Origin of the sequence: Methanomethylovorans hollandica DSM 15978, assembly GCF_000328665.1 — an archaeon.
Taxonomy (GTDB): Archaea; Halobacteriota; Methanosarcinia; order Methanosarcinales; family Methanosarcinaceae; genus Methanomethylovorans; species Methanomethylovorans hollandica.
The window spans coordinates 35199-59145 of sequence record NC_019972.1; the positions used below are offsets into that span (position 1 = coordinate 35199).

Annotated in this window: 22 protein-coding genes; 7 read left to right on the forward strand and 15 right to left on the reverse strand. The window is 34.4% G+C overall.

Annotated elements, in window-relative coordinates; translation table 11 throughout:
- Nucleotides 1–27 precede the first annotated feature (27 nt).
- From METHO_RS11970 to METHO_RS12010, 9 genes are all read right to left on the reverse strand, one after another.
- Nucleotides 28–1464: a hypothetical protein gene (locus METHO_RS11970; protein ID WP_015313769.1), complete on the reverse strand. Its 1437-nt coding sequence runs from the start codon at nt 1462–1464 to the stop codon at nt 28–30.
- Nucleotides 1465–1550: 86 nt separating this feature from the next.
- On the reverse strand, nt 1551–2252 hold the full coding sequence (locus METHO_RS11975; protein ID WP_015313770.1) for a hypothetical protein: 702 nt from the start codon (nt 2250–2252) through the stop codon (nt 1551–1553).
- Nucleotides 2252–2650 (reverse strand): hypothetical protein, encoded by a 399-nt coding sequence (locus tag METHO_RS11980; RefSeq protein WP_015313771.1) that lies wholly within the window; start codon nt 2648–2650, stop codon nt 2252–2254. The genes METHO_RS11975 and METHO_RS11980 overlap by 1 nt, the downstream gene beginning before the upstream one ends.
- 9 nt (nt 2651–2659) lie before the next feature.
- Entirely contained in the window at nt 2660–3283 is a 624-nt protein-coding gene (locus METHO_RS11985) for a hypothetical protein (protein WP_015313772.1), read from the reverse strand.
- A gap of 13 nt (nt 3284–3296) precedes the next feature.
- Nucleotides 3297–3803 carry a hypothetical protein gene (locus tag METHO_RS11990; RefSeq protein ID WP_015313773.1) on the reverse strand — a complete coding sequence of 169 codons (507 nt, stop codon included), beginning with the start codon at nt 3801–3803 and terminating at the stop codon, nt 3297–3299.
- Nucleotides 3796–4383, reverse strand: coding sequence for a GNAT family N-acetyltransferase (locus METHO_RS11995; RefSeq protein WP_015313774.1), 588 nt, complete (start codon nt 4381–4383; stop codon nt 3796–3798). The genes METHO_RS11990 and METHO_RS11995 overlap by 8 nt, the downstream gene beginning before the upstream one ends.
- Complete coding sequence (locus METHO_RS12000; RefSeq protein WP_015313775.1) at nt 4376–7366, reverse strand: hypothetical protein; 2991 nt, start codon at nt 7364–7366, stop codon at nt 4376–4378. Before METHO_RS12000 ends, METHO_RS11995 begins: the two co-directional genes overlap by 8 nt.
- A 10-nt stretch (nt 7367–7376) precedes the next feature.
- Nucleotides 7377–8810, reverse strand: coding sequence for a nucleotide-binding protein (locus tag METHO_RS12005; protein WP_015313776.1), 1434 nt, complete (start codon nt 8808–8810; stop codon nt 7377–7379).
- An 18-nt stretch (nt 8811–8828) separates the two neighbouring features.
- A complete protein-coding gene (locus METHO_RS12010; protein ID WP_015313777.1) occupies nt 8829–9347 on the reverse strand; it encodes a hypothetical protein in 519 nt (172 codons plus the stop codon).
- Nucleotides 9348–9683: 336 nt separating this feature from the next.
- Between METHO_RS12010 and METHO_RS13805 the strand changes: the two genes are divergently transcribed.
- Nucleotides 9684–9857, forward strand: a complete 174-nt coding sequence (locus METHO_RS13805; RefSeq protein WP_015313778.1) for a hypothetical protein — start codon at nt 9684–9686, stop codon at nt 9855–9857.
- A gap of 4 nt (nt 9858–9861) precedes the next feature.
- A complete protein-coding gene (locus METHO_RS12015; protein ID WP_048831349.1) occupies nt 9862–10149 on the forward strand; it encodes a hypothetical protein in 288 nt (95 codons plus the stop codon).
- A 5-nt stretch (nt 10150–10154) separates the two neighbouring features.
- Here METHO_RS12015 and METHO_RS12020 read toward each other — a convergent pair whose 3' ends face one another.
- The 4 genes from METHO_RS12020 to METHO_RS13810 are packed head-to-tail and all read right to left on the reverse strand — an operon-like array spanning nt 10155 to nt 15412.
- Complete coding sequence (locus METHO_RS12020; RefSeq protein WP_015313780.1) at nt 10155–12302, reverse strand: type IA DNA topoisomerase; 2148 nt, start codon at nt 12300–12302, stop codon at nt 10155–10157.
- 53 nt (nt 12303–12355) lie between these two features.
- On the reverse strand, nt 12356–13627 hold the full coding sequence (locus METHO_RS12025) for a carboxypeptidase-like regulatory domain-containing protein (protein WP_015313781.1): 1272 nt from the start codon (nt 13625–13627) through the stop codon (nt 12356–12358).
- Nucleotides 13628–13631: 4 nt separating this feature from the next.
- Nucleotides 13632–15002: a hypothetical protein gene (locus tag METHO_RS12030; RefSeq protein ID WP_048831351.1), complete on the reverse strand. Its 1371-nt coding sequence runs from the start codon at nt 15000–15002 to the stop codon at nt 13632–13634.
- Nucleotides 14999–15412 (reverse strand): hypothetical protein, encoded by a 414-nt coding sequence (locus METHO_RS13810; RefSeq protein ID WP_048831352.1) that lies wholly within the window; start codon nt 15410–15412, stop codon nt 14999–15001. Before METHO_RS13810 ends, METHO_RS12030 begins: the two co-directional genes overlap by 4 nt.
- A gap of 706 nt (nt 15413–16118) precedes the next feature.
- On the opposite strand from METHO_RS13810, the gene METHO_RS12040 reads away from it, so the two are divergent.
- The 3 genes from METHO_RS12040 to METHO_RS12050 all read left to right on the forward strand — a co-directional run bounded on the left by METHO_RS12040 (nt 16119) and on the right by METHO_RS12050 (nt 19102).
- Nucleotides 16119–18032, forward strand: a complete 1914-nt coding sequence (locus METHO_RS12040) for a hypothetical protein (protein ID WP_015313784.1) — start codon at nt 16119–16121, stop codon at nt 18030–18032.
- 267 nt (nt 18033–18299) lie between these two features.
- Nucleotides 18300–18668, forward strand: coding sequence for a transposase (locus METHO_RS12045; RefSeq protein ID WP_048831018.1), 369 nt, complete (start codon nt 18300–18302; stop codon nt 18666–18668).
- A 2-nt stretch (nt 18669–18670) separates the two neighbouring features.
- The gene (locus tag METHO_RS12050) at nt 18671–19102 is read left to right on the forward strand and encodes a transposase (protein WP_245546356.1); all 432 of its coding nucleotides are present in this window, start codon (nt 18671–18673) and stop codon (nt 19100–19102) included.
- A 313-nt stretch (nt 19103–19415) separates the two neighbouring features.
- On the opposite strand, the gene METHO_RS12055 is transcribed toward METHO_RS12050, so the two are convergent.
- Together METHO_RS12055 and METHO_RS12060 are read right to left on the reverse strand one after the other, a co-directional pair.
- Nucleotides 19416–22508 (reverse strand): ATP-binding protein, encoded by a 3093-nt coding sequence (locus METHO_RS12055; protein WP_015313786.1) that lies wholly within the window; start codon nt 22506–22508, stop codon nt 19416–19418.
- A gap of 75 nt (nt 22509–22583) precedes the next feature.
- Nucleotides 22584–23207 (reverse strand): hypothetical protein, encoded by a 624-nt coding sequence (locus METHO_RS12060; protein WP_015313787.1) that lies wholly within the window; start codon nt 23205–23207, stop codon nt 22584–22586.
- Between the two features lie 263 nt (nt 23208–23470).
- Between METHO_RS12060 and METHO_RS12065 the strand changes: the two genes are divergently transcribed.
- On the forward strand, nt 23471–23728 hold the full coding sequence (locus METHO_RS12065) for a hypothetical protein (protein ID WP_015313789.1): 258 nt from the start codon (nt 23471–23473) through the stop codon (nt 23726–23728).
- Nucleotides 23729–23732: 4 nt separating this feature from the next.
- On the forward strand, nt 23733–23945 hold the full coding sequence (locus METHO_RS12070) for a hypothetical protein (RefSeq protein WP_048831353.1): 213 nt from the start codon (nt 23733–23735) through the stop codon (nt 23943–23945).
- Nucleotides 23946–23947: the final 2 nt, after the last annotated feature.

Consider the following 23947-nt stretch of genomic DNA (forward strand, 5'->3'; position numbering starts at 1 on the left):
AAAAATAAATTCTGGATGGTTCCAGAATCAGAATCCTAATATCGTATGACCTATAAAATATCCAGGTGAACCGATTACACAGACAAGTATAAATGCAAGTGTCAGTTCTACAGCAAACGGTTCGTTTCTCAGGGTTTTGATATTTTCAATTCTTTTACTGATATTGTCCATATCTGCTTTTCCAGTATGCTCTACTATTTTTGTAAATGATAAAGAGTATTCTATCATTATAGAGAACATTATAAGCATTGCTGGCATTGCTAAGATCCCTAGACTGTTATTATATACAGCAAATATAGTATCTTCAATTAAGAGTATGAAAGATCCTATTACGAACGATAATACGATAATTTCTATAGATTCGTTTTTTATGTTTTTGGTCTTAGCTATGTCTGATTTACGTGTTAGAATACATCTTGCGGTATAGATTGCTGTCAAACCGATGAACCAGTTAAGAGGGAGTATAAGATATCCAATCAGAGATACAGTTGCTAGTTTAATCGATACTGGAATAGTTCTGCTAAATGGTTTGAACCAACTATTTCGTAGAAGAACTGTTGTAATAAACATCAATATCCCAATTATTGTAATCAAACCAATTTTAGTTGTAATTTCGGTATTTTGAATAAGGTGATTGATAATTATTTTTTGTATTAGACCGTATGAAATTATTATTCCGATCATTACACTGAAATATAAAGAAACAGTGTTTTTAATAAAAGGCTTTATAATTTCATTATCGTGTTTTTTCAGATTATAATATATCCTGAATGGTGTAAAAATGAACATCAATAGAACAGCATAGAAAATTGCTCCAAATCCTGCAGTTGGATCCATTTCAAGGTACAGGCATGTTCCTGTAATCATCCATATTAACATTACATCTCCGTTACCAATACTCAATTGGCGGAACTGCATTCCGACAGGGGTTGTGAAATTTAGTAATATTAATGCCCTTGTGAGTGTTGAATCTCCTAAATATTTTATCAAGAATGCACTAGATGCTATAATTATTGCTATATACACAGCTGACCAGATTATTTTTACAACAGGATTGCTTGCTACAAGGATTCTAATCATCTGTTTTGGAATAGTCCATGCCATTAGAGGAAATGCGAATAAAATTAAGGGGATGACCGGATTTGTAGTTTTTAACAGTATAAAGAAAATATATATTACTGGAGCGAATATACCCATAGTATATGATATTGTTGTTCTATCAAAACTCATCCCTGAGATGTAGATTGTTATTGCCGTAAAGACTGCGCTTATGAATAAACTCTCACCTATTATAAGGGTAATAGGTAGGTTTTGTCCACTATTTGATATTGTACTCATTGCGGCAATGAATATAAGTACCGCAATCCCTGGAAGCGTATTATAATCTCTTGTCTTGATATCATTCCATGATACAATTATGCAAAAAATTGCGACAATTGCTGTCAGGATCATTGGTGCAAACATTGTAATCTCCTTTTTGAATAATCAAAGTAATAAAAGGATCCCCCAACAAATTATTATGGGGGATCTTTTGTTTCAAGGTTTAGAGGTTATGTAAAGGAACCTATGAAACTATTTGGAATGTTTTCGGTTGTATTTATTGATGCTGATGCTACTTTATCAAATACGTTTTGTGTATTTTGCGTATTTGATGATGGATATATTTGCTTGTTTATATCATCTACACTAATAATTGTTTCATTAGTTCCAAGTTTTTGTTGTATTGCTTCACATATACGGTATGAATCTGCATACAATGTAGAAAGATCATTTCCACTGAGCAACACAACAGTTGATCCGATTGGCACTACATAATGCCAGCTGACATCATTGCTGAACTGATATGCAGGAATGGATCCAAGCAGGACGACTTTTCCTGTAACAGTTCCAAATATCCCGATTTCTCTTTCAGGGTTTGCAATCAGTTTTTCAGTGAATTTCTGACAGCCTTTAACTGAAGCAAAGTCATACTCCCATCCTGAAGTTTTAGTTTTAGGATGACGAAGTGAAATGATCCTTGTTATTCCATAACTTGTTAGGCTATTCAGAGTTTCTGCGCTATTATTTCCAACTTCTCTAAGGGTAACACTTTTTGTTTCTAGTTGTTGTAAGAATGCCTGAGAATTATTCTTTACATTAAGAACTGGTTCTTCAGTGGTTACATTGTCTTTATTTTTGTCTGTACATCCACTTAAGGGAGCTATAATGAGTAAAACGACAAGAATAAGAAGGAAACTCTTTTTTGTTGTCATTATAACCCTCCGTTTCTTAATGCATTTGGATCTCTTTGGATCTCAAAAATTATGTAAGCATTTATTATCCATGCGATTATTAAGCCATAGATATACATTCTAGATATCATTAAAAATGTCAGAGCATGGATGATATGCATAGCAATAATTGTACCATAACTAATTTGCATTTCTATATCCATTGCATATTTCATGATGCACATTGTTCCCATAAATACGACAAAATTTCCTGTTATGAGTCCAATCCATGAAGTAGATGGGGATATTATTATTGTACCGAAACTGATTAGCATAAAAACAGCTAATCTGAATCCAGGTCCTAGTGTTAATCCATTTGTTCCATATTCGATTGTATAGGCAGTTCTTTTTCCGAGTACGTATTCTAGACAGTCTGACATGTGACCTCCTCAAGAGTACAATGGGGCGCATTCGAATGTTTCTTTATGTGCGTTATGTAGATATCTTACAATCAGATGTGATGCAGTGCATGAGAATTGTATTGTAAGGATGTCAGCGGCACATTTATAGATTGCAGCATAAGCGATTCCTGTTGTGAATGATAAATTGAGGTTTCCTGCAACTAATACATATATCACTCCATATTCAATTGAATTCATTATTGTTGCAATTACCATGTAATTTCCTGCATAGGTGATGATATCTGGAAGATATATTCCCTGGAATGTTTTTGTTCTAAATGCTTCAACTGATAAAGTAAGTCCAACTAATACTGAAGCAAAAATTAAACTATATATATCAGAATAATTGACTGTCTGGGTTAGAATCTGTATTATCTTTGGGATGAATACAGCGAGTGAAAATAGAGCCCATGAGGTTAAAGTTGTTCTAAGAGCTAATTTATCAGGTATATCTTTATTTGAAATGAACAATACTCTTCCAAGGATAATTGTTCCTATTGCTAGTAAGCTTGTAATTGCACCTATAAGTGGAGATAATGATCCAAGTATAATCCCTACTATAGTTGTAATGAAAAGTATAATAGCTGGTCTTTTGTTTTCAACTGCTTTCATAAATTTCACCAATTTAGATGTCGTATAGCTGTGAGGTTACATCTGATAATGCTTTTCCAAGGCCAACTAATTGTGATTCAAATGGCATTTGGTTATGAGCTTCACTTATTAATGTGCTGGCACCATCTGCAGCATGGTAATCAATTACTTCATATCCTTCTGTGGTGGATTTCAATATCATCCATCCTGGTCCTTGTACGGTACCGGATTTAGTTCCACGGTAGTTTCCAATTACCTTTTCATCAGAAGCCGGTGATCCCACTGCCCGAAGGCCTGCGTATCCTGAAGATCCAGAATGTATAACGAGTTCATATCCCGCAGGTATTGGGGTCTTGGACATATAGTTTAGTCCAATATCATTATATGTGTCAAGCACTTGGTAGTGCGTGGCTGTTGTATATATTTGAGATTGGACTAACATTTGGGAAATCGGATTCACCATTCCTACGCTATTTGCAAAAGCCGTCAGGAGAATGACTGCTGCGAAGATGTCCTGAAGTATATCTACTGTATTAGTCATAATTCTCCTGAGGGGTGTTTTTTCTAATCCATTTATTCATAGTCTCTATAGCTATTGGGTGAGTATTTCTCATCCGGATGTGGTATGCTACTATTGCAAGATAGCTTATTGTCTTTTCACGTAGACTGAATTTATCCAGAATAATAGTATCACTACATTCATCACAAAGGACAGTAGGTATTTGGATTTTTTCGTATTTTAATATATAGTAGTAATGATTCATATCTGTGCCGATGCATTCAAATCCATTTTTCTCATAGAAAGCTCTTGCTTTGTCAGAGAATTCAGATTTATTAGATACTGTTACAACTATATCTTTAGATTCAGCAATAGCAAATCTCTTGATCTGGTTAATGGTTTCGGTACTATGTCCTTTTCTTTGCTGGAGGCTATAGAGTAGAATGATATATATTTGATCAAGTTTTGGATTACTGTATATATATCCCACAGATGATGCATAACTAAATCTTTTTGAGATTAACGGATAAAAAGCATCGAAAGCAAGTTGCATGAATGAAGGGGAGGAGTAAATCTGCTTTGCAGCAGTTATACCCTCTTTGGTTTTACTCAAATTATTCATTATTCTCGCCTCGATTGATAATTTCCATTATTTGATCGATATTCTCATTCTCATCAGTCGTTTCATCTGTTTTGTCTTCTAGTCCCGGTAATGTGTAATCCTTTTTCTTGACTGGAATGGTTTTAGTCTCGTTTGCTCCAAGGCTACCCTTTAACGTGAAACCTTTTTCACCAATGTTTACAATCATTACTTTATTATCAGTCAAAGTTGGGGGCACGATGTTGGTATTGAAGGATATATTCTTCTCAAATATAGCTGGCTTCTGACCTCTATTGCTAATAACAATATTGTATTCTGCAGTTGCTTCTGTTATCTTCATCTTGAAGTTTGGCAATCTCTTGTACCAGAACTTGTACGCCATTGCTCCGACCAGAAGAACGGCTGCAAGACAAGCTACTACTGTAAATGCTGTTTTCTTCAGTTTATTGCTCTCATATTCTTTGACAATAGATTCGCATTGTTTCCTGAAGTCATCAGAAACTTGAATATTGTTATCTACAATTGTTTTTGCTAATGTGTATTTTGTACTTGGTGCTTGTAAAAGTGGTATTAGGTTTTTGCTATCATATGGTATAGTATAGTTGCTCTTTTGTGCATCAGGCAATGAATCATAGATACCCATAAATGTATCTATTTGGGTAGTTAATTGTACCAGATTATTTGTATTTACCTGATGTGTTGAATCATCATTTGGCCATGATTCGATTTCTTTGAGTAGATCCTGTATTGCTGGTACGATAGGATCATAGTACATATCGACATACTGCATCCTAAGCTCTTGAATAAGTGTGTTGTTTGATTTGGCTATTTCAACAGCATTACTATTCAATAGTGTGTGTATTGTATAGCTTTGCTCTTCTGTGATCAGTGGATTCTGCGTTAAAGCCGATAGATCTGCTGTCGTAATTGGAATTGTGTATGGACTATACATCCTTTCATTGATCAGGTTATTGATTGCTACATCTGCAGCGAGAATTGATGCAGTACCATACGATTGTTTGATAAGGTATTCAGCATTTGTATTTTCATTCCAGTTTGCTATAATTGCTGATTCTTCATCGATGTTCGGATTCTCTGATATCCGATTCAATACGTTTTTTAGTGTTTCGATATCTACACTCTTTGTATAGTAGATCTCTACAGAGGGCTTATTATCAGAATCATATGATAGAAATACTTTCTTATGTGGAATAGACATACACTGGATTCTTGCTTCCTGAATAGCTGCAAGGTACACTGCATTTCTGATGTTAGAATTCTTAATACTGTTCAAGTAGAAATCTGCTTTTGCTAGGTATAGATCTGCTAGTTGATCAGAACTATACATTTCTACAAAGTCTGGATAACTGCTAATTGTTTTAGATAATCTTTCGTTGGCGTTGACGTAAATTGCACAGAACTGATTGAGTGATTCGATTTCAGCAGTAGAATTAGAATCTTCGTTTTCAACTTCTTTCAGAGAAAGAGTTGTTGGAGATGCTGAATATAATCCATTACTGTATTTAAGTTCTTGATTATATGCACTTAAATATAGACTGCTTGCAACAGTATCTATCAGATTCCAATCATAATATCCGTTTGCAAATGGAGCAATTCCATTGTAGTAATAGTCTGATTTTAAATATACTGAATTGATATTATTCTCTTCTTTGTAATTATCAAGGTTTGTACTATAATCCTTTTTTAATTCCTTGAGTTTAGTTCGCTTATCTCGAAGTTCCTTAAGTTCTTTTTCTTCGTTTGCATCAAGGACCAAATCTTCTTTTGAAGCATTTGCTTCTTCAGGAGTAATTATGTTGTCTCCCTGATTTTGGAGTTCCTTTATCCTGGCATTAATGTCATACAATTCTTTTTCTATTGTCCTAACAGCTTCATTTTGAACTACATAGTTATTGAACAATACCCATTCATCACTCGTCATAAATGGTTCATTTATTTGATATGCTGAGTATATGACAGAACTCCATATCATATAGCTCTCATGCTTTTGGTATGAGAGATCTATGAGTTTATCGAGTGGTACAGTTAAGTAAGTGACAGATACTTTGTCTTCGTCTTCTTCCTTTGTCTGGTTTCCTTCGATTAATGCAAAACTTTCAATCTTAAATGATGAGGACATCTCATATTTATCAAGAATTTCAGTTAATCTTTCAGTATTCTCTTCGAGAGAATCTTCAATTGCTTGATATCTTTCGACTTCTTCATCTGAACCAACGTATTCAATAGTTCCATCAGTATTCTTTATAATCTCAATTAGATCACTATATTTCTCGAGCTCTTCGGTGAGAACTTTATTTTCTTCAGTTAACAGTTTGAATTCTCTGTAATCTTCTGAAGATTCGCTGGTTTTATCCATTTCAAACTGATTATAGTCAGAGAATGCAGAATAATACTGCTTTTTTAAATATGCTTCATCTTCTGCACTTTCTATAATGAACTCGTTTTTAGCAGTTTCGTGGAAATCATTTACGTCCTTGTATAAAGTTGCATCATATTCTGTTTCCTGTTCAATTACATATCCTTTTAGGATCATTTGCTTCGTTAAAATTGTTTGTAATGATGATCCAATATTTGTTTTTCCTATATTGATCCATGCTTTACTGATAATGTCTTTTTCTTCATCAGAAGCCTGTTCATTTGTTTCATAGCTCTTTGTTAAGAGAGCATTTGCAAGAATAAATTGTATTAATGCAGTATCATCATGATTCTTGTTAATTACCCGATTTTGATTATCAATGGTAGTTGGCATATATCCATTTTGTAGATAGACTTCTGCTAATCGGGAATGCATTGAGTAATAGTTCTTGTAAATCACTGATAAATCTTCTTTTGGAGCAACCGATGCTGCAACAGCCATTGCCATTAAATCATTTGTAATATCAATGGTATTTGTATTTTCAGTGGTTTCTGCGAGACATGGCTGTAAGAAGGTTGATAAATAAATTAAAAGAACAAAAAAAATAAAGAGGTTATTGTTTTTCATAGGGTCCTCCTTACTTTTTAGTTGAAATTGGTTTATCTCCAATTTTCTTACCAAACAAAGACTTTACCAATCCTAATTTACCAGTTGTTTTTGGTACGTTTTTCTCTTTTTGTTTGTCGTTGTTTTTTGATGGAGTTTCAACTGGTTTTGCGATCATACGCTTTTTCATCATTTCTTCATAGAGATTTTTTGGCTCATTAAAGATCCTGTGTATATCCTTCTGTTCGATTCTAGTGCGATTAAGAACATGTAGTGCCGTTATCCTTAACGGATAATCTAGACAGGTATTTGTTCCAATGACAAGTTTGTTTCTGTATGATAGGTTCGCCATCGTTCCATCGACATCCATAGGAATTACACTTAGGAGAGGTAATTGACTTTTTTGAATTGCAGCAACAGCTTCATCTAACTGATCGGGAAGTACGCTATTGAGGATAATCCCCCTAACCTGTATTTCGGACATGTATTTTTTCAGCATGTCGATTTCAACATTAAGGTTACTTGGAGTAGCAACTGCAATCATTTCAGTGTTGCTCATGCTAATAAGTACATTTTTTAAGGTGTTGCTTGTGGCTTCTGTGTCATAGAATACATGACTGAATTTCAGCTGTAGACATCTGTTTATTTCATCCATTTCACGGCTGATCTGAGACGGGTGACACATATCACTGATAATTGCTCTACCTTTCGATGGTACAAGTGATAATGTATTCACAGGAAGAGGAGATGTAGGAGTTGACCGGTATCCCAACCTATTGAATATGTATGCAATAGGAAGGCCATAATTGAACTTAAAAATAGAAGGATATATTTCTCCAAGGAATTGTCTGTTTGCCTCCATCCTGAATTTAAGATCGCTTCTCATCTTTTCTCTATCATCAAGTTTTTGTAAGGTCTCAGGCCTTAATTTGAAGTCTGTATAATTCAGAAGTTGTAAATGTTCTTGTGTTATTTCGTTATTGTATAGATCTTCATGATAAAGGACATTAGTTAATCCAATCGCCAGTGCCTTTGTCACGATTCTCTGTTGCGTCTGATCAACGACTCCTTCAATTCTATCGCGTTGAAGGATTATTTTTGTTTCTTCCGGGAAGTGAGTGTATATATGATATGAAAGTGGGTCATTAAGATTGCATAATCTTGCTGCAAGTTCTAATGGTTCTACGATTTCATCTGTATCAATCATTGCAGTCTGATTTTTAAAGATGCCGTTGATTATGTTCTCTGTGGTAATCACCATCTCCGATTTTTCAAGTTGTTCAATCTCATCATTTTTTGCAGATGGAATTAACATCTTGGTTGCGGTCTGATTTCTTGTATCTCCATCAACTAAGAGTGTTGGATCCTCTTTAAGATGGGATATATAGGATGTCACGTTTACGGCAATTGTGGTCTTCCCAGATCCTCCTTTTTCGGAGGAAAACACTATCGATGCATTTGTCATTCTCGTCACCTGCTGAACTTAATTTTGTAAGAACTGATCTAGAAATCCTTGGGATTCTTCCGGTTTTGAATCAGATTTGTTTGTTGTTTCAATATCCTTTTTTTGGAGGTCTCTGATAGGACTGACTAGAGAACTCTCGGGTGTTTTTGGTACTGAGTTATTATCATTACTTGGAGTTCTGGTAAATGAATTATTTACGATTTTTAGGATAGCGTCAGGTGTTAATCCCATCTTGTTGAGTTGATTTGTGATTCCAGCAGCAATTTTTTGTTCTTGCATGCTTTCATTTATCTTTAGTGCCTGTCCTACTACAACTGCTGTATCAATCGAATGCGTTTCTCGCATCAATCGTATTGTCATTTCCATGGTATAGAGTTGGTTTGTCATGATGCCAATTGTATATGGTGCAAGACGAACCTTTCCTTCTGTGTCAATTACAAAAAGAGGGCTTTTTTGGACTGAATCTCTAAGTTGTTGTTGAAGAGATTCAAACAGGGGATAATTACCATTCAGGAGATTGAACATTAGTTTATCCATAGTATTGATTCCTGTATTGTTGTCTTAAATATTCTAGATTCAGGCTATATACTACCAATGATGTTAAAGAATGCTTTTTTTCATAGGTAATATATGATTCGAATCGTAAGTATTATAGTTAACACTATCTTGATAGGTATCTGTTTTCAAAAACTGACTGAACATACATAAATGTATATGTTATGGACTATCAGATTTTTGAATGACTATTAGAACGATTTATTGTCCATATACTATATATAGATTTACTACAATTGTTAAAAGAAAGAAATAAAATAAATCTTACTTTGAAAGTGCTGCAATTCTAAACTGAATTCTTTCGCAGAGGTAGAGTTAATGGAAGGTTTCAACCAAATATTTATAAAACTCATTAATCTTGTTCTGGATATGTTTGTTTATCTTTCAGGAAAAGTTAGTATGAGCATGTTGTTTTTCTATTTAATATCGATTGTTTTTTTTGCAATGGCAATATCATCAAATCTCTTATCCCTTTCGATTCACGGAGGATGAAAAAGTGTTTGGAAAGAAAATGGAATTTGCACTTATTTTTGATGATATCATTAATCTTTTTTGTGAGGCATATACATGTCTCGCAATATCGATTATGATTTCTTGTTTCTATATTATTGTACAAAGCGCACTATGTTTTGCTTATTCTCACATGGGAAAATACGTTTTATATTCAGTAGTAGCTCCATTTAGAGATGTTCCTGTGCTCGGAGGAGTAATTGAAGTATATATAGATCATTTAATATCACAGGATACACAGGCATATAATGCATTTATGGCATCAAGTTTCTAAAAAAATTAGCTGTTTTCTTCTACAAGAGAAGAAACCAATTCTATTTCTTTGTCAATATTTGGCGTGTAAATAATCCTGCTTTTTGTCTCTTTTTTTTGTTCTTGACAATTTTCATTCTTACACTGGAAGCATGGTCCTTTTCCTAATCCCCATTTATAATCTCTTTTTTCTGTATGTACAATGAACATTGGCAAGTTCGATTCAGGACACAAACCTACAATTTCCAACGTTCCAACTTTAGGAATTGATAGAATATTTTTACATTCAGGATATCCATAACAACCTACGAATCTACGGAGTTCTCCATCTGGGTCAGTATATTGCTTAACGGTAAGTGCTTTTTTACATTTTGGGCATTGGCCTACGATCTGGAACTCTGGACTAATCAGTATCTTCTCAAGATTTTCTTGAATTTTATTTTCGTTTAATATAATTGATTTTGAAACCAATTCTATCAAATGAATTCCTTGATTAATTGCATCATCAAATGTTTTTTTACTTGAAAGTACATCAAGTGAAAGTAAATTAAATGAATTCCTGATATTGAATGAAGTTATTATTGGAACATTTTTTTGGAAGAGTTTTACAATCTCTTTACCAAGGGATGTTGTCTTTAGATTTTTCTGAGATCGAGATAAAAAACCTCTTCTGATACAATTTTCAATTATTTTTGTAGTATTAAATCCAGAACTTTCTTTATGAGCATGTGTATATATGTCAAAATAGGAGAACGGCTGAAGCTGTGGTTTTATTTTGCTCATTCCAATTTTTTTTAATGGGAACTGATCACCAGGTACACAATTTAGAGGAGATCTTAGTTCAATCAGGTCAAAAATATATGTCCCTGTCCACCCATTATTCAGGATTGTTCCATTAATACAATAAAAATTCTCATTTCCTACCGAAAAACTGATTTTTTGTTGTTCGATTTCAAATGGTCCGGAAAGAAGGCCAGCATAGTGCCTGAATATTATTGAAAATACACCTTGCATCTTCTTATCTTTATCGTGTTGCATTGCAAGTGGCCTGCAGGGGTATATTGGAGTTGTTTTTCTTGAACTAGTCCCTCTGTAAGTGCTTCCATTTTCGAGAATCTTTTCACAGATCGTAGTAAATCTCTTTTTAAAAAGCGTCCATTCTTTCAAAGGAGACAAAAAATCAAAATCTATAGGATATTCTTGTTCATTCGTAAAAGGATATGATATGTAACCGAGTTTATATAGTTCTTGTAAAACATTAATTATTTCATTTGTAGATATATCTAAATGTTTACCGCATTCTGTCATCAAAGATGCAAAATTCAGGGGTTTGGGAGGAGCTATTCTTATTATTCTATTTTCAATATGCTGTACTGTTGCAACAGTATTTATGCTTTTGATTTTTTTCATCCGTCCACTAGCTTCTTGTTTTGAACTAAATACGTTTTCTATTGGCTCAATAACTACTCCTATTTTATTTCCAATATCAATTTTACCAAAAATGCTCCACTTTTCGTTTATCCTCTCTTTTTCAATGGCTTCTTCGTGTTCAAGGATCAAATTTAATAAAGGTATTTGACAAGTATCAATCACAAAGTATCCGATATGATCTCTTGTCTTTTTTGAAAGATAGTTGGATAATTGATAAGTGAGTACGTTTTGATATATGTGTTCAAGCATCATCAGGACATTGTAACTATCGGCTTTTGATTGTTCAATTGATTCAGGATTAAATAAATTTCTTTTAATATCTCTGTATGAGAATGTGTTGCATCTCATTCTTTTGACAGGAATCGAATATTTCATTTTAGAGACGAGTTTTGCTACCTCTACAGCAATGCAATCGCCTTCTGGAGTATTTTCGGTGGCAACAATCACTAAATCTGATTTTGGAATAACTGATTCCAATAAGTATGTTGCTTCACTTTCCTTATCTTGCATTTTTATTGGACGTGATAGGAAATCTGTATATTTAATATCTTTTTTTTGCGGAAACACATAGCTATAATCCATAAGATGACCACTAAAATAAGTTATTTTGTAAAGAGTATTATTCCACTTAATCTCGATTACAGGTATTCCTCTCACGTTGTATGTGTAAGAATCCTCTCCCAATGCTTGGGTAATTTGAGTTGCATAAGCATGTTTAGTAGTTAATATGGCTATAGTTCGCATATAATCACCTAAAAAATGGGGGAAACCCCCAATAATTCATAAAAACATTCGTTCTATTTCTTAGTGTAAGATCCCTGGATTCTCCGTTGAACTGTATCAGGCATGACGATATATTGATAGTTTTCATTACCTATCTGAATAGTAGCAGTCTTAGGGACTATAGCTAATGAATACGCTTCTTCTAATGTACTGGTTTTTTTCAGTTCAGAATTGTCTACAGTAAGTGAAGTAATCTGATATTCACTTGAATTTGTACGCAAGAGGACAGCAGCTTTCTGTTTTCCCGAAGTGGATACATTAAAGCTGAATGAATCATTAGTTAATATCATGTTTGAAAGTTTGCATTCAGGGTTCAGTATAACAGGAACTACTGTTGTTTCATTATCAAAACTGAAAAAGTCTATGATAATACTTAATTTTTTGCTTGCGAGTAATGAGACATACTCATCAAGAGCAGTATCATCTTTTTCATTGATGCCCATGAGCACGGATCCTTTTTTACCCATGAATGTTATTTTATCTCTATCATTGCGTATTTCTCCATTTCCAATTAGAACAAAGGTGTTATGATATATTCCACTAGTACATTTGATTACTTGAGGATTGTATCCTGAAAACTCAGATACTTTGAATTCTTCGGGTATGACCACTTCAACAATTCCATCATCATTGAAATTTATGTAAAAGTACCCATCTTGTTTGTCAATTACATTTATGCTTGCATTTGCAGTCTTAAAAGTCGCAATTCCACTACTGTTTAAAATCCCGGTTATTTTGGAACCCACATAGCCCTTTCCTTTTCCACAGTTGATTCCGGAATTTTGTAGAGGGTATGCTGCCAGTGATTTGAAATATTGGTCTTCTCCGATATATAGTCTGGAAAGGAGGAAGTCCGTCTTTGCTACTTTTGAATGATTGAAGTTTATCCATTTCCATGTAGTACTATCTCCATTAAGTGAAGTCGAAGGTGCTAATTTAACTTCTACATAGCGTTTTCCACTAAGAGGAACTACCAATCCATCATAGTTTTTTACATTTCCATTATAATTCACGTTAACTTCGTATGTCTTTCCTCTTGTTACTGATAATCCAAAAAGACCTTTAGGATCAGTTGTTGTTGTGTATATCTTATCAGTATCGAGATTTCTGGCAGTAACAGTTGCACCATAGAGCCCGATACCCAAGTTATTTGTAACTTTTCCATATAGATTAGCAGAATTGAATTCCTCTTGGTCAATTAATGATGGACGAATATCAAGAGGAGTTGCAACAGCGGTTCCTACCAGTATAATGGCTAAAAGCAAAATGCCTAATTTTTTGTACATGTAATCACTCACGAATCTCTAAACATTGTCGGTTATCTTTTTTTATGTAGTATTGTTCTGGAAAACTCAGGGATGATATCCAGCACCTGGGACATTGATTATATCCGATGCAATAAGGAACAAAACCTGAATGACCATAAAGGTATTTTGGTGTTTCGTTTTCATCGATTAAAGAACGTAGTTGTTCATTTGTCAGATTATATGAATACTTTTCAAGGCCAATAATATCTTTGATTATATAATGGCAATCTTCAATGGTATAGAACCATAGCAAGGTCGAAAACATAGGAACTAATACATTATGAGGTCCTCCTTTCATTTCAAATATTTTTTTCATGCACGGGAATTGCACGAGTTGACCTATATCTTCAAATGTTTCAAGATTTATTTTGGGTTTTATAGGATATAATGTGTATTTCAACCATGTACCACATTTTCTTATGCGTACTTTGTTTTTAATAAGAGGAGAAGAGAGGAGATCATGAATATTATTTTTGATATCAGAATGTTTTTTTTGCAAGGATTCATTTGTTCTGGTAGAAGCATATTCCTGTAGTAGGTATGAGATAATTGCTTTTTCATGTTCATTTTCTGGTTTGTATTTATCTAGCAGGTTTCTGATTGCTGAAACTGTGAGTTCCCGTTTAACCATTTTCTTGTCATCAAGAATATTGTATAATAGTTTGAAACGGGTAAGGGTTAATTTATCAATATATGATAGTTTATTATATTCTTTTGTTCGAATTGATTGTTCGAATGATTCAATTGTTGTTTCAAATTCAAGTCCTCTTTCTATAAAAGAAGGGTTTGCTTTTATTACGATTTCTGATATTTTATTCAGTTCCAATTGGCTGTCGGTGATCCAGTATGCAAGTTGGTACAATATATATTCATTTCCAACGATTACTTTAAAATTATTGAATCCCTGGACATAATTAACCATATTGCTAATACAGCATTCCAAAGGAATCAGTAAGGTATTATCTTTTCTTTCAATTACTAATTTATCAATATAGAGGTTTTTAGATAACATTGCAGAAAGGTCTTTATCACTCAGACTCACAACTTCCTCTTTAGCAACAGAGAACATGATTTCATTGCACTTTTGCTGGAATGATTTATTGAGTTTTCTATGTTTTCTTGATAGTTGGAATGCCAAGAAGTATGCCATCATAAATACAAGCGGTTTTCCTTTAAGCAGGCACTTTAGTATCTCATTGCTTGTATTTTCTGGATTTAGAAACTGGTAGAGGATATTATTAAACGCTGGATTAGTTATCTGTTCAGCATTTATGTTACTTGTGAGTTCTCTGGATATTGTTTCTTCTGGGTACATATCAGAAAACAATAGCATAGCATGTTGCTTTTCCATCATATTACTCCTGTAGTAATAACATTAAATTCTTCTCCGGGTTTCAGTAATGTCTTAATACGATTTACTTTACCATGTAGACTTCCAGGGATTCTTAGTACTCGGTTATCTCCATACGTTACAACTTTATCAACAGGGATCCCTATCGTTGTAAAGTAGGATGCAAGGAATCCCCTTGTTTCTTTTTTAAGCTCTGTCATTCTAGGATATGTGCATTCCAGATGAGCTCCCTGCCCACTAAAATATACCAATATTTCATTTTCAGGAATGCCAATTTCAAGTAGAATTTGCTTGAGTTTGTGAATTCCCTTAATTGCAAGGGATATACAATTAAAACAGTATGGGTAGTTCCTTGGATTTAAATTTCGGATGTAATCTAACCTGCTGATAAATTCAGGACTTCCTTCCTTCAAATCACCAAATTTTGGATGATGCTCGCATTTTGCATACTTTGCTACATCCTTTGCATCAATATCAACAGTGAATAAGGATCCTGTCCCATAATAGGCAGAAATGGCCCCATTTTCAATAAGGAAATTTTTTAGTTCATCGAATGTCTGGAACTGTATAGCTTTACCAAGTGTTCCCCGGATGAACTTCTCATTCCTATCGATACATGCCCATTCTGGAACCGTACGAATTGATTTTATAAAGCTTGATGCATTCTGTTCGAAAAGAAACTGGAATTTTGTATTATAGAACTGATGAATTTCTTCTTGAGAGGCCGGTCTCCAGGTAACATGAGTTGGCTCCCATTTGTAAATGTTATTTATGTCTATAGTATCGCCTCTAGTATCGTTATTTTTGAGTACAATCTTGAATTGGTTTAGAGAAAATCATTTAGACTATAAGCTTTAGTTTTTATTATATATCTCTTATATCAAGAATCTACTTAAAAATATTGTGGTGTTTTTAATCTCTATCGTTTTTTCAAACTAAAGTATAAATACTATTTAAGACATGTTTAAGTGTAGCAAGATACACTGCAGAAAATGCAATTGTAGCTTACCAACAACGAAGAAGAAAGCGGAAGCTATAATCACTGATTTTGTTTCAATGTGAATTGATTTTCACGAACAAACGATGTATAGCAGCAGACATATCCAAAGCGGAGGGATTATGCAAAACTCTCGAATTGATGATCCGATTGCTCAAATACTTGAGAGAACAGTGGCTCAAGTGAATCAGTTAAATGATCCATGGTACTATGAGTTTTTGTTATCTATTGATCGAAAGCAAGAATTTTTAACAAAAAAGTTATTTATCGTTCCTAAACTTAAGAAATATAGACAGCAACAGATTGGAAGATATGGACTCTACAACTGGATATTTAGGTTATGGGGGTTAGATAAACCCCTTCAACCGGAATATGTCATCTCAAAAGCAATATTCCTATTCAGTGCATCTGTTTTAATTTCAATATTAGTTTCATTTCTTTCAGTAATCCTTTCCTTAATAGTTTTAGTAATTGGGTATTTGATAGCATCACGATGTTTATCAATGCCCTATAATATCTTGCAAACAATCCGGAGCATGGATTTATTACACTATCCTCAAACAGCTAGTGTATTTGCAGCCAGAGATGTAAAAGAGCTTCTCGAGATACTTCAGGATGTAGAAGTAATTGGTCACGAAGTTCAAAGTATGCTTGCCCATTATCTCAATACTCCCAATCCTAGCATATCAACGCTGGAAGGAGAAATTGGTGATTACTTAAACAAACATCCATTAACTTCAATGACGTTAATAAAGGATGTTCTAGATGTGTTCAGGACTCCGAATCTTGATATTCGAAAACAACAAAAGCTGAATATCATGAGGCAATTTCCTTTGGAATTGTCAGAATACTTCAAACGAGTTACAAATGACTATAAACAAATACAGTCAACATCTTTGATGTTCAGTGAAATGGTAGTTTTTTCAATGTTTATGATTCTGGCAATATTTGGTCTCATTGAAACGCCATTCTCGTTAGTATTACCTGCAGTTGTTATTGCAGTATCTGATGTTTTTGTCCATCAGTTACTGATGCGAAGTATTTCGATTAGGTTATTCTACAATTTCAGATTGGCAGAGGCTGAAAAAGTTCTTCGTAAAAAATACATAAAACATTCAATTCTGATAGGAGTTATAATATCAGTTGCTTTTGGTTTAATGATTGAAGATCCTAAAGTCGGAATTTTATGTATTATCATGGGAGTGCCTTTCGTCAGTTATATGATGACATCCTTATTGGCTGTTGTTGTGATCGAACAGGAAGCTCCTCCACTTCCCTTACACAAAATGATAAGAGAATACATTTCAATGATTTCCTGTATCCGCTTGAATGTCGGAGAAGTCTCAATGAGATCTGCAGTTGACATTGGTCTTAGAGAATTTTATACTGGTCCATTACAGGAGGTCATTCGTCCTATAATAACCGACTACCACTTCAATAAAGATATCCATGATATATTGAAGAGAATACATGAAGAAGCATTTAATAGATCTTCTATTCTCAGGCCATATATTTTCTTCATAGAATCTATTATTGAAACATCACCTGTAAAAGGTAAAAAAACAGAAACAAATCCAGTTGAGCTATTTGATATAATCTATGAAATCAGTACTCAAATTTTGAGACCATTGGCACTGAGTTTTGAATCTATCGTTATCATAGGCACAAGCAGAGCTAAATTTACTGGCGTTATCAATGGAATTACTGCAGGTATATTCATAATTCTTGGTAAAATATTCCAAAATGTTCTTATTAAAGGATTAGGAAATATGGGTAGCTTCATTGGCACCGATAATGCTGGAAATATGAGTAACTGGATGATGGATTTCATGGTAGGTATGATTGGTACTCTTAATGGTACGGATCTTATTGCAGCTGGTCTTATATCTTTAGCTGGTACATATCTTGGTGTCTATCCATTCCAGGAAAAGAGGACAGGAGCATATATAATTAGTGTTGTGTCAGCTATTTTCAGCTCATATGCTGGATTCTTGGCGATGAATAAACTAATTGAAATGATGACACATCTATTTTGATGTGTAATCTTATTTTTTAGAAAAATCAGGAAGAGTAGCAGTTATATAGTTAATATTTTTTGGATGAGCTAATGATGATACAATAATGTATAAAAACGCCATGCAAAATAAGTATCAATATCAGGGCTCTTATACAGGACTTCAACTCCACAATCTGGACATTTTCTGATATATACAGTATCTCCAGGCTTCATAGGAAACATTTCTGAATGAGCCCATATCAAAACTATAAATACTATCTTTCTTAATGTTATTGTGGGGATATGAATGGAATTCAGAGAACTCTCTGATGATCAATGGAAATTTATGAAGCCACACTTACCACCACAACCAATTACCGGAAGAAAGAGAGCTGATGACCGTAAGGTTATCAATGGTATTCTCTTTGTTCTGATAACAGGTTGCAGATGGGGAGATATGCCAGCTATTTATGGTTCCCAGGCAACTGCCTGGAGAAGGCTGAAAAGGTGGTCAGAGGAAGGTATATGGAACGAGATAATGGAATCTCTTCGGGATTCCGCTTACCAGAAAGGTAAGTTCTCGTTGGATACAGTGTGTATCGATAGCAGTTTCATCGAAGCTAAAAAAGGGGAGAGGACTCCTCGTACAACGGTCACAAGAAAAGAAAAGGCATAAAGATTCATGCATGTGTAAGTTGTGAAGGTTTTCCTCTTACAATCCAAATATCTTCTGGAAAAGAGCACGACAGACAGTACTTCATTGAAGTTATGGAGAATATTAAGGTCAATACCCATGGAAGACCAAGAACAAGACCTCTTGAAGTTCTGGCAGATGCTGCATACGACGATGCAGAGATCAGGCAGTATTTAAGGTCCAGAGCTATCAAAAGCAACATACCGATCAATACAAGGAACAGTAAAAGAAAGAAAAAAGGAAGACCTACTCGATTTGATGAGGAAACATATCATTACAGAGGAACTATAGAACGATTCTTTGCATGGTTGAAGATGGGATTTAGAAAACTGGCAAGTAGATATGAAAGGCTTAATGTGGTTTTCAAAGGATTATTAGATATTGCATGCTTTATGTTGTGTTGGAAAAAGGTGTGAGAGAAGTTTTGAAATAGGCTCAATTATAAAATGTTCTTAAAGTATTCTTTGGCTCATCCAAGACCTTTACGTCTATTTGATTACCATGGAACATTTGAATAATCCCACGACTACAGATTGGCTCGAGTACCGTATCCACTATTTTTTGGCACATGTAATTAGTTTCCATGTTTCTCAAATCCTGTTACTGTCTAGTTCAATTGTGCATTTCTACATATTAATATTTTGGTGCTACTATGGCAATGCCTTCAAATATTAATATAATTACGTGTTCGTTTTTGTTACTAATAATAAAGATTCCTGAGTTTTTAGCTCAGGGATCAGCTGATTCATCAACTTTTAATTTTATAGCAGTTAGGAATTTGAGGAAATCAAGGTCCTTACTACTAGCCATAGAATTTGGAATATCGTTCTGGATTGTGTCAATCACTTCTCTTTTGCCTGTAACGTAAATGGTATCAATTTGTGCATTTTCTCCGGCATTACAGGCTGCAAAGTATATTTCAGATAGTAACTGGGATGTCACTGATTTAACATAAACATATAGAATTTGCTGGTTATTGTTTGTTCCACTGATCCAATGAATACTATTGATATCCCCTTCTTCGGTGTTCTCTAGAGATCCAACGTCAACTGCTTGTATTTCCCTTGAATCTGTTTTTGTATCAACATTATTTTCCGGGATATACCATTTTACATCCTTTTGAGATAATCCTACAGTTGAGACATCAAATCCTTCGATCACATATACTGCACCATGTCCTTGTGAAACTGTGTGTTTCAGAACTCCACAGTCTATTAGTTTTAGGAAAAATCTCCCTATTATATCAGGTGCAATCATTTCACATTCATTTGATACACTTGTTGCAATATTCTCAGCACAGTAGAACTGACTTTTACATGAAAAACGTGCATGGTTTTTCATAACAGCTAGAATAATTGCTTTTTTATCAGGGATTTCAGGACAGAATTTTGTATACTTCATGTATATAAGAATATCATCTAAATTCGTTGCTGGTAAATTAATGTTCTCTTTCTGTTCCATTGATTTAGATGGCTGCTGCATTGATTCCTGATTTCTTTCTTCGATTAATTTTTCAATTTCCTTTTCTTTACGTAACTGCATACGCTTTGAAGCGAACTCTTCGCCTGTATATGGTCTCCATACTATCCCCAGGTTTCGGTAGAACTTTGCAGCAACGTCATATATTCTCTCGTCTGTAATTGTTTTTCCGGCAAGGTTTCTAACATTTGGATCTATAGGAATTGGGTTCCGGATACCATTTTCGACTAGTTTCTGTTTATATATCTCGTCAATACGACTGAATTTAACTATAAATGGATCAGGAAACGTATTTGGTGCATGAACAAAACATCTTCCTGGCATCATACTTGGCATGATATCTGCCTGTTCTTCTTGCAGCATCATACTATCTTCGAGTACTCTTTTATCAGCACCATCTGCAGTTCGGAAAGCTAGTTTAATTGCTGTGTTCAGGATTGCATCTCTATATACTGCTCCCGGAGACTGGTCGCATATGTCTACCGACACATCACTGGCACGTACTTCTTTTAGAAGCTCTGAAATTACTTTTACGGCTCCTCCTGCAGGACTGTCCATTTTACTTGGATGTATTGCAGGGAATATTCGATGTGCTTCTTCAATGACTATCTTATGTCTCATTTCTCCTATACTTGTTCCATTTTTCTCAAGGTATCCGGCACATGAGCTTAGCATAGAAGCTACAATGAAACTTTTCATTTTCTCGTCTTTTAGCCATGCAAGATTTATCACAACATTGTTGTTAAGAAGTTCCTGTGGAGTAATTCCATTTTGAACATTGAAACAATGACCAATACTTCCATTTGTAAAAGGAATCATCTTTCTAACGAGAGCTTCCTTTACTTCTTTTAATCCCATTCCTTTCTGTTGTCTTGGATCATCATATTGGTCGATTATTTCGATTAGGTCTGTAAAAGAAGGATTGACATATTGTTCATATAATTGGTATATGCACGTCGAAAGGATTGAATATTGTGGTGGTGTAAGTGAGTCTCCAAAAGCAACTGCAAAAGCATTTCCAATAAGTTGTATATGCGAGTCTGTAGATACTTTAGTTGGAACCGTAAATGGATTGAATAGAAGACCTACAGCTGTTTCAGGATTACCTAAACATATTATTTCGGGAGATGGTACGAAAATACCATGAGCAGATAAATCAAAAAGACCAGCAAGATTGAACCATTCTCCCTTTGTTGGTTCTATTACAAGGACTTTTATACCTTGTCTTATCAGCTGTTCCATAATTACAAATTCAGCGTTTGTTTTACCACTACCAGTTGCTCCAGTTATGAAACAATGCTCGTTTGCGACTTTAAGGACAGCATAGTGATGGGCTTTTTCAACTCTTCCAATAAGAATATTTGCTTTTCTGGGATCAGGAAGGAAAACTTGTTTTGTAGGTATTTTAAAGACAACTGATTCCTTTATATGTACAAGGCTCCCTCCTTCAAAATTCAAGTATTTTGAAAGAACATTAACAGATGCAACCGGATACGTTCCATCGGATAGCATTCCATATGTAATATAGTCTTCAACCCGTGCTTTACCATCGAGATCATATTCTTTTTTCATAAGTACATTTGGCAAGGTTTGAAGTATTGATTCGACATCTTTCAAAGATTGCTCGTGTGCAAAAACAATTATTTCAAAAGCAAACACTTCACGAGCATGCATGAGGTCTTCTTCCTGGTTCTGTAAAAGTGTTGATATCCCAACAGATTCAAACCGTACAACCTCTGTACTTATTCTATGTTCTAGCATCACGCCTTCAGCTTGTGTCATGTGGGTATAACTTGCATCCTTTCTGAATATTCTGTATCTCTGATCGAGACTAGAACGAACATCAGATAATTCTTCATCTGTGATTTTCCTCATTCTGATCATGAAGTCTACGGGTATGTCCAGCTGGCTGAACTGTTCTAATATGATGGTTATAGATTGCTGGATAAATTCCGTTCTGGTTTCATCCATTTCTTCCTGATTGATTTTCACTAAACCATTGAAGTTAGTAAATTGGAATTGAGGAGATGATTTAATAACAACGGCGTTATTGTTGATAGGTGGTATGTAATCAAGTCTCTCAAATTCAATGTTATGTCTAACCATCAAATTATCGATGTTATCTGCATCCGATTTTGAGAACGTTACAATTCCCAGGGTATTTTCGTGAAAATTCATTCTTAATATTGCTTTGTCCAGCTGGGATAATAGCTGTGACGTGAAGGCAATTTTATTGAGATCTGAAGGCACTTCTCTAATAACAACTTCGTTAGTGGGGGAATTTAGTGTCAAAAGTACACGAAAATTTGAAAGACGAATTTTGTTTCTTATTTTTCCTAGCATTTTCTCCTCCGATTATAATTACATTTTGATTACGTTTTTCAAAGCTTAATGGTTAAATTCATGGTAGTATTTTGTTCATATTCCTAAACTCCTTAGTGCTGGATCAGCGAATGTAAAAAATCTAATTGTGATGTTCTGGAATATGGGTATTGTGACTAGTAGTATTGTAATAATGGCTCCAAAAGCAAATACCTCAATTGGCCTCCAATAAGCATTCAATTCGGGCTCTGGAAAAATGTTTACCATATAATAGGATTTGAAGGATATTGGATACAAGAATCGGCATTTGTATCCAGTTATTGACATAAGAGTCATTTTTAAGACCCTTACTACCAGTGTTGCTGCAAGCAGACTATAAATCAATCTTTCAGAGAACCCAACAAGAAGGATAGTTGTTAGAGTAATAAGAACAGGAATTGTTATTGCTAAAAACAGAGATTCATCGTTTGCAACTTGGATTTCTCGATGGGGACGATTTCCAGTATACCGGATTTTTTCGTATATAATGGTTAGTACCTGGATTAAAATAAAGAATCTACCTGCGATCAAACAAGAAAGAATAATCAAGAAGATTGCACCAAACCTAAGAGAAGCATAAAATTGTAAAAGACCATCCGTATGCAAAAAAGTAAATAATATGTATATAATTATTCCTACAGCGGCTCCAACAACTATCGATAGATTTCTTTGAGTATGCATTGTTCCTCCCGTGCACGGACTCTTTATTAAAGCAGAAAGTAAGCATAACTATATATAACAAACAAGCATAAAAAGATTTGCGAGGTTTTTATGACTATTAAACAGTCTACAAGGCTATTAGTAGCAATTCAAGAGGATCTAATTAATCTGGCGTTTTTTAGTGCAATAGCTATGAGAATCATGGAAACTATTCCTATAATGGGATGGCTATATATGTCCAGTGCTATGCAAAAAACGCTTAAATTCATTCTGGGTGCGATAATATGATTACAACGGCAGCAGACTGGATTTTTGACACAATGACTAAGTATGCTCTCTTGGCGATAACATTGATGTTTATGATTAATTATGTCTATGATCTTGTAGCTTATAGCATGGCGTTACAAGCATACTCGATAGTTAATCCTTTTGGACCAGACATAACTATCTGTGGAATTTCGATAAATCCTTTTGAAGATACTGCTCGAACAGCAGCACATGAAATTCTGGCTGTTTTCTATCCAAAACCTGCTGGATGGTGAAATTATGTTTAATAAAAAAGCTAAATACTTTTCTATAATTTCAATATACAATGAACTGATTTCATTGGCTTTTCCAATAATAATGATTGCTGTTGCCTGTTCTGCGTATAATGTGATATTAGATTCATCTACAGTTGCATATGGTACATTATCAACTCAAATTGGAAATGTAGGAGATTCATTGTCCAATGCCTTGAATACAATAATGACAACCTGAGG

Excerpts from the sequence above, each read along its gene's own strand:
- METHO_RS11970 (WP_015313769.1), bottom strand. The coding sequence starts at position 1,464 with ATGTTTGCACCAATGATCCTGACAGCAATTGTCGCAATTTTTTGCATA.
- METHO_RS11975 (WP_015313770.1), bottom strand. The coding sequence starts at position 2,252 with ATGACAACAAAAAAGAGTTTCCTTCTTATTCTTGTCGTTTTACTCATT.
- METHO_RS11980 (WP_015313771.1), bottom strand. The coding sequence starts at position 2,650 with ATGTCAGACTGTCTAGAATACGTACTCGGAAAAAGAACTGCCTATACA.
- METHO_RS11985 (WP_015313772.1), bottom strand. The coding sequence starts at position 3,283 with ATGAAAGCAGTTGAAAACAAAAGACCAGCTATTATACTTTTCATTACA.
- METHO_RS11990 (WP_015313773.1), bottom strand. The coding sequence starts at position 3,803 with ATGACTAATACAGTAGATATACTTCAGGACATCTTCGCAGCAGTCATT.
- METHO_RS11995 (WP_015313774.1), bottom strand. The coding sequence starts at position 4,383 with ATGAATAATTTGAGTAAAACCAAAGAGGGTATAACTGCTGCAAAGCAG.
- METHO_RS12000 (WP_015313775.1), bottom strand. The coding sequence starts at position 7,366 with ATGAAAAACAATAACCTCTTTATTTTTTTTGTTCTTTTAATTTATTTA.
- METHO_RS12005 (WP_015313776.1), bottom strand. The coding sequence starts at position 8,810 with ATGACAAATGCATCGATAGTGTTTTCCTCCGAAAAAGGAGGATCTGGG.
- METHO_RS12010 (WP_015313777.1), bottom strand. The coding sequence starts at position 9,347 with ATGGATAAACTAATGTTCAATCTCCTGAATGGTAATTATCCCCTGTTT.
- METHO_RS13805 (WP_015313778.1), top strand. The coding sequence starts at position 9,684 with ATGGAAGGTTTCAACCAAATATTTATAAAACTCATTAATCTTGTTCTG.
- METHO_RS12020 (WP_015313780.1), bottom strand. The coding sequence starts at position 12,302 with ATGCGAACTATAGCCATATTAACTACTAAACATGCTTATGCAACTCAA.
- METHO_RS12025 (WP_015313781.1), bottom strand. The coding sequence starts at position 13,627 with ATGTACAAAAAATTAGGCATTTTGCTTTTAGCCATTATACTGGTAGGA.
- METHO_RS12030 (WP_048831351.1), bottom strand. The coding sequence starts at position 15,002 with ATGATGGAAAAGCAACATGCTATGCTATTGTTTTCTGATATGTACCCA.
- METHO_RS12040 (WP_015313784.1), top strand. The coding sequence starts at position 16,119 with ATGCAAAACTCTCGAATTGATGATCCGATTGCTCAAATACTTGAGAGA.
- METHO_RS12045 (WP_048831018.1), top strand. The coding sequence starts at position 18,300 with ATGGAATTCAGAGAACTCTCTGATGATCAATGGAAATTTATGAAGCCA.
- METHO_RS12055 (WP_015313786.1), bottom strand. The coding sequence starts at position 22,508 with ATGCTAGGAAAAATAAGAAACAAAATTCGTCTTTCAAATTTTCGTGTA.
- METHO_RS12060 (WP_015313787.1), bottom strand. The coding sequence starts at position 23,207 with ATGCATACTCAAAGAAATCTATCGATAGTTGTTGGAGCCGCTGTAGGA.
- METHO_RS12065 (WP_015313789.1), top strand. The coding sequence starts at position 23,471 with ATGATTACAACGGCAGCAGACTGGATTTTTGACACAATGACTAAGTAT.
- METHO_RS12070 (WP_048831353.1), top strand. The coding sequence starts at position 23,733 with ATGTTTAATAAAAAAGCTAAATACTTTTCTATAATTTCAATATACAAT.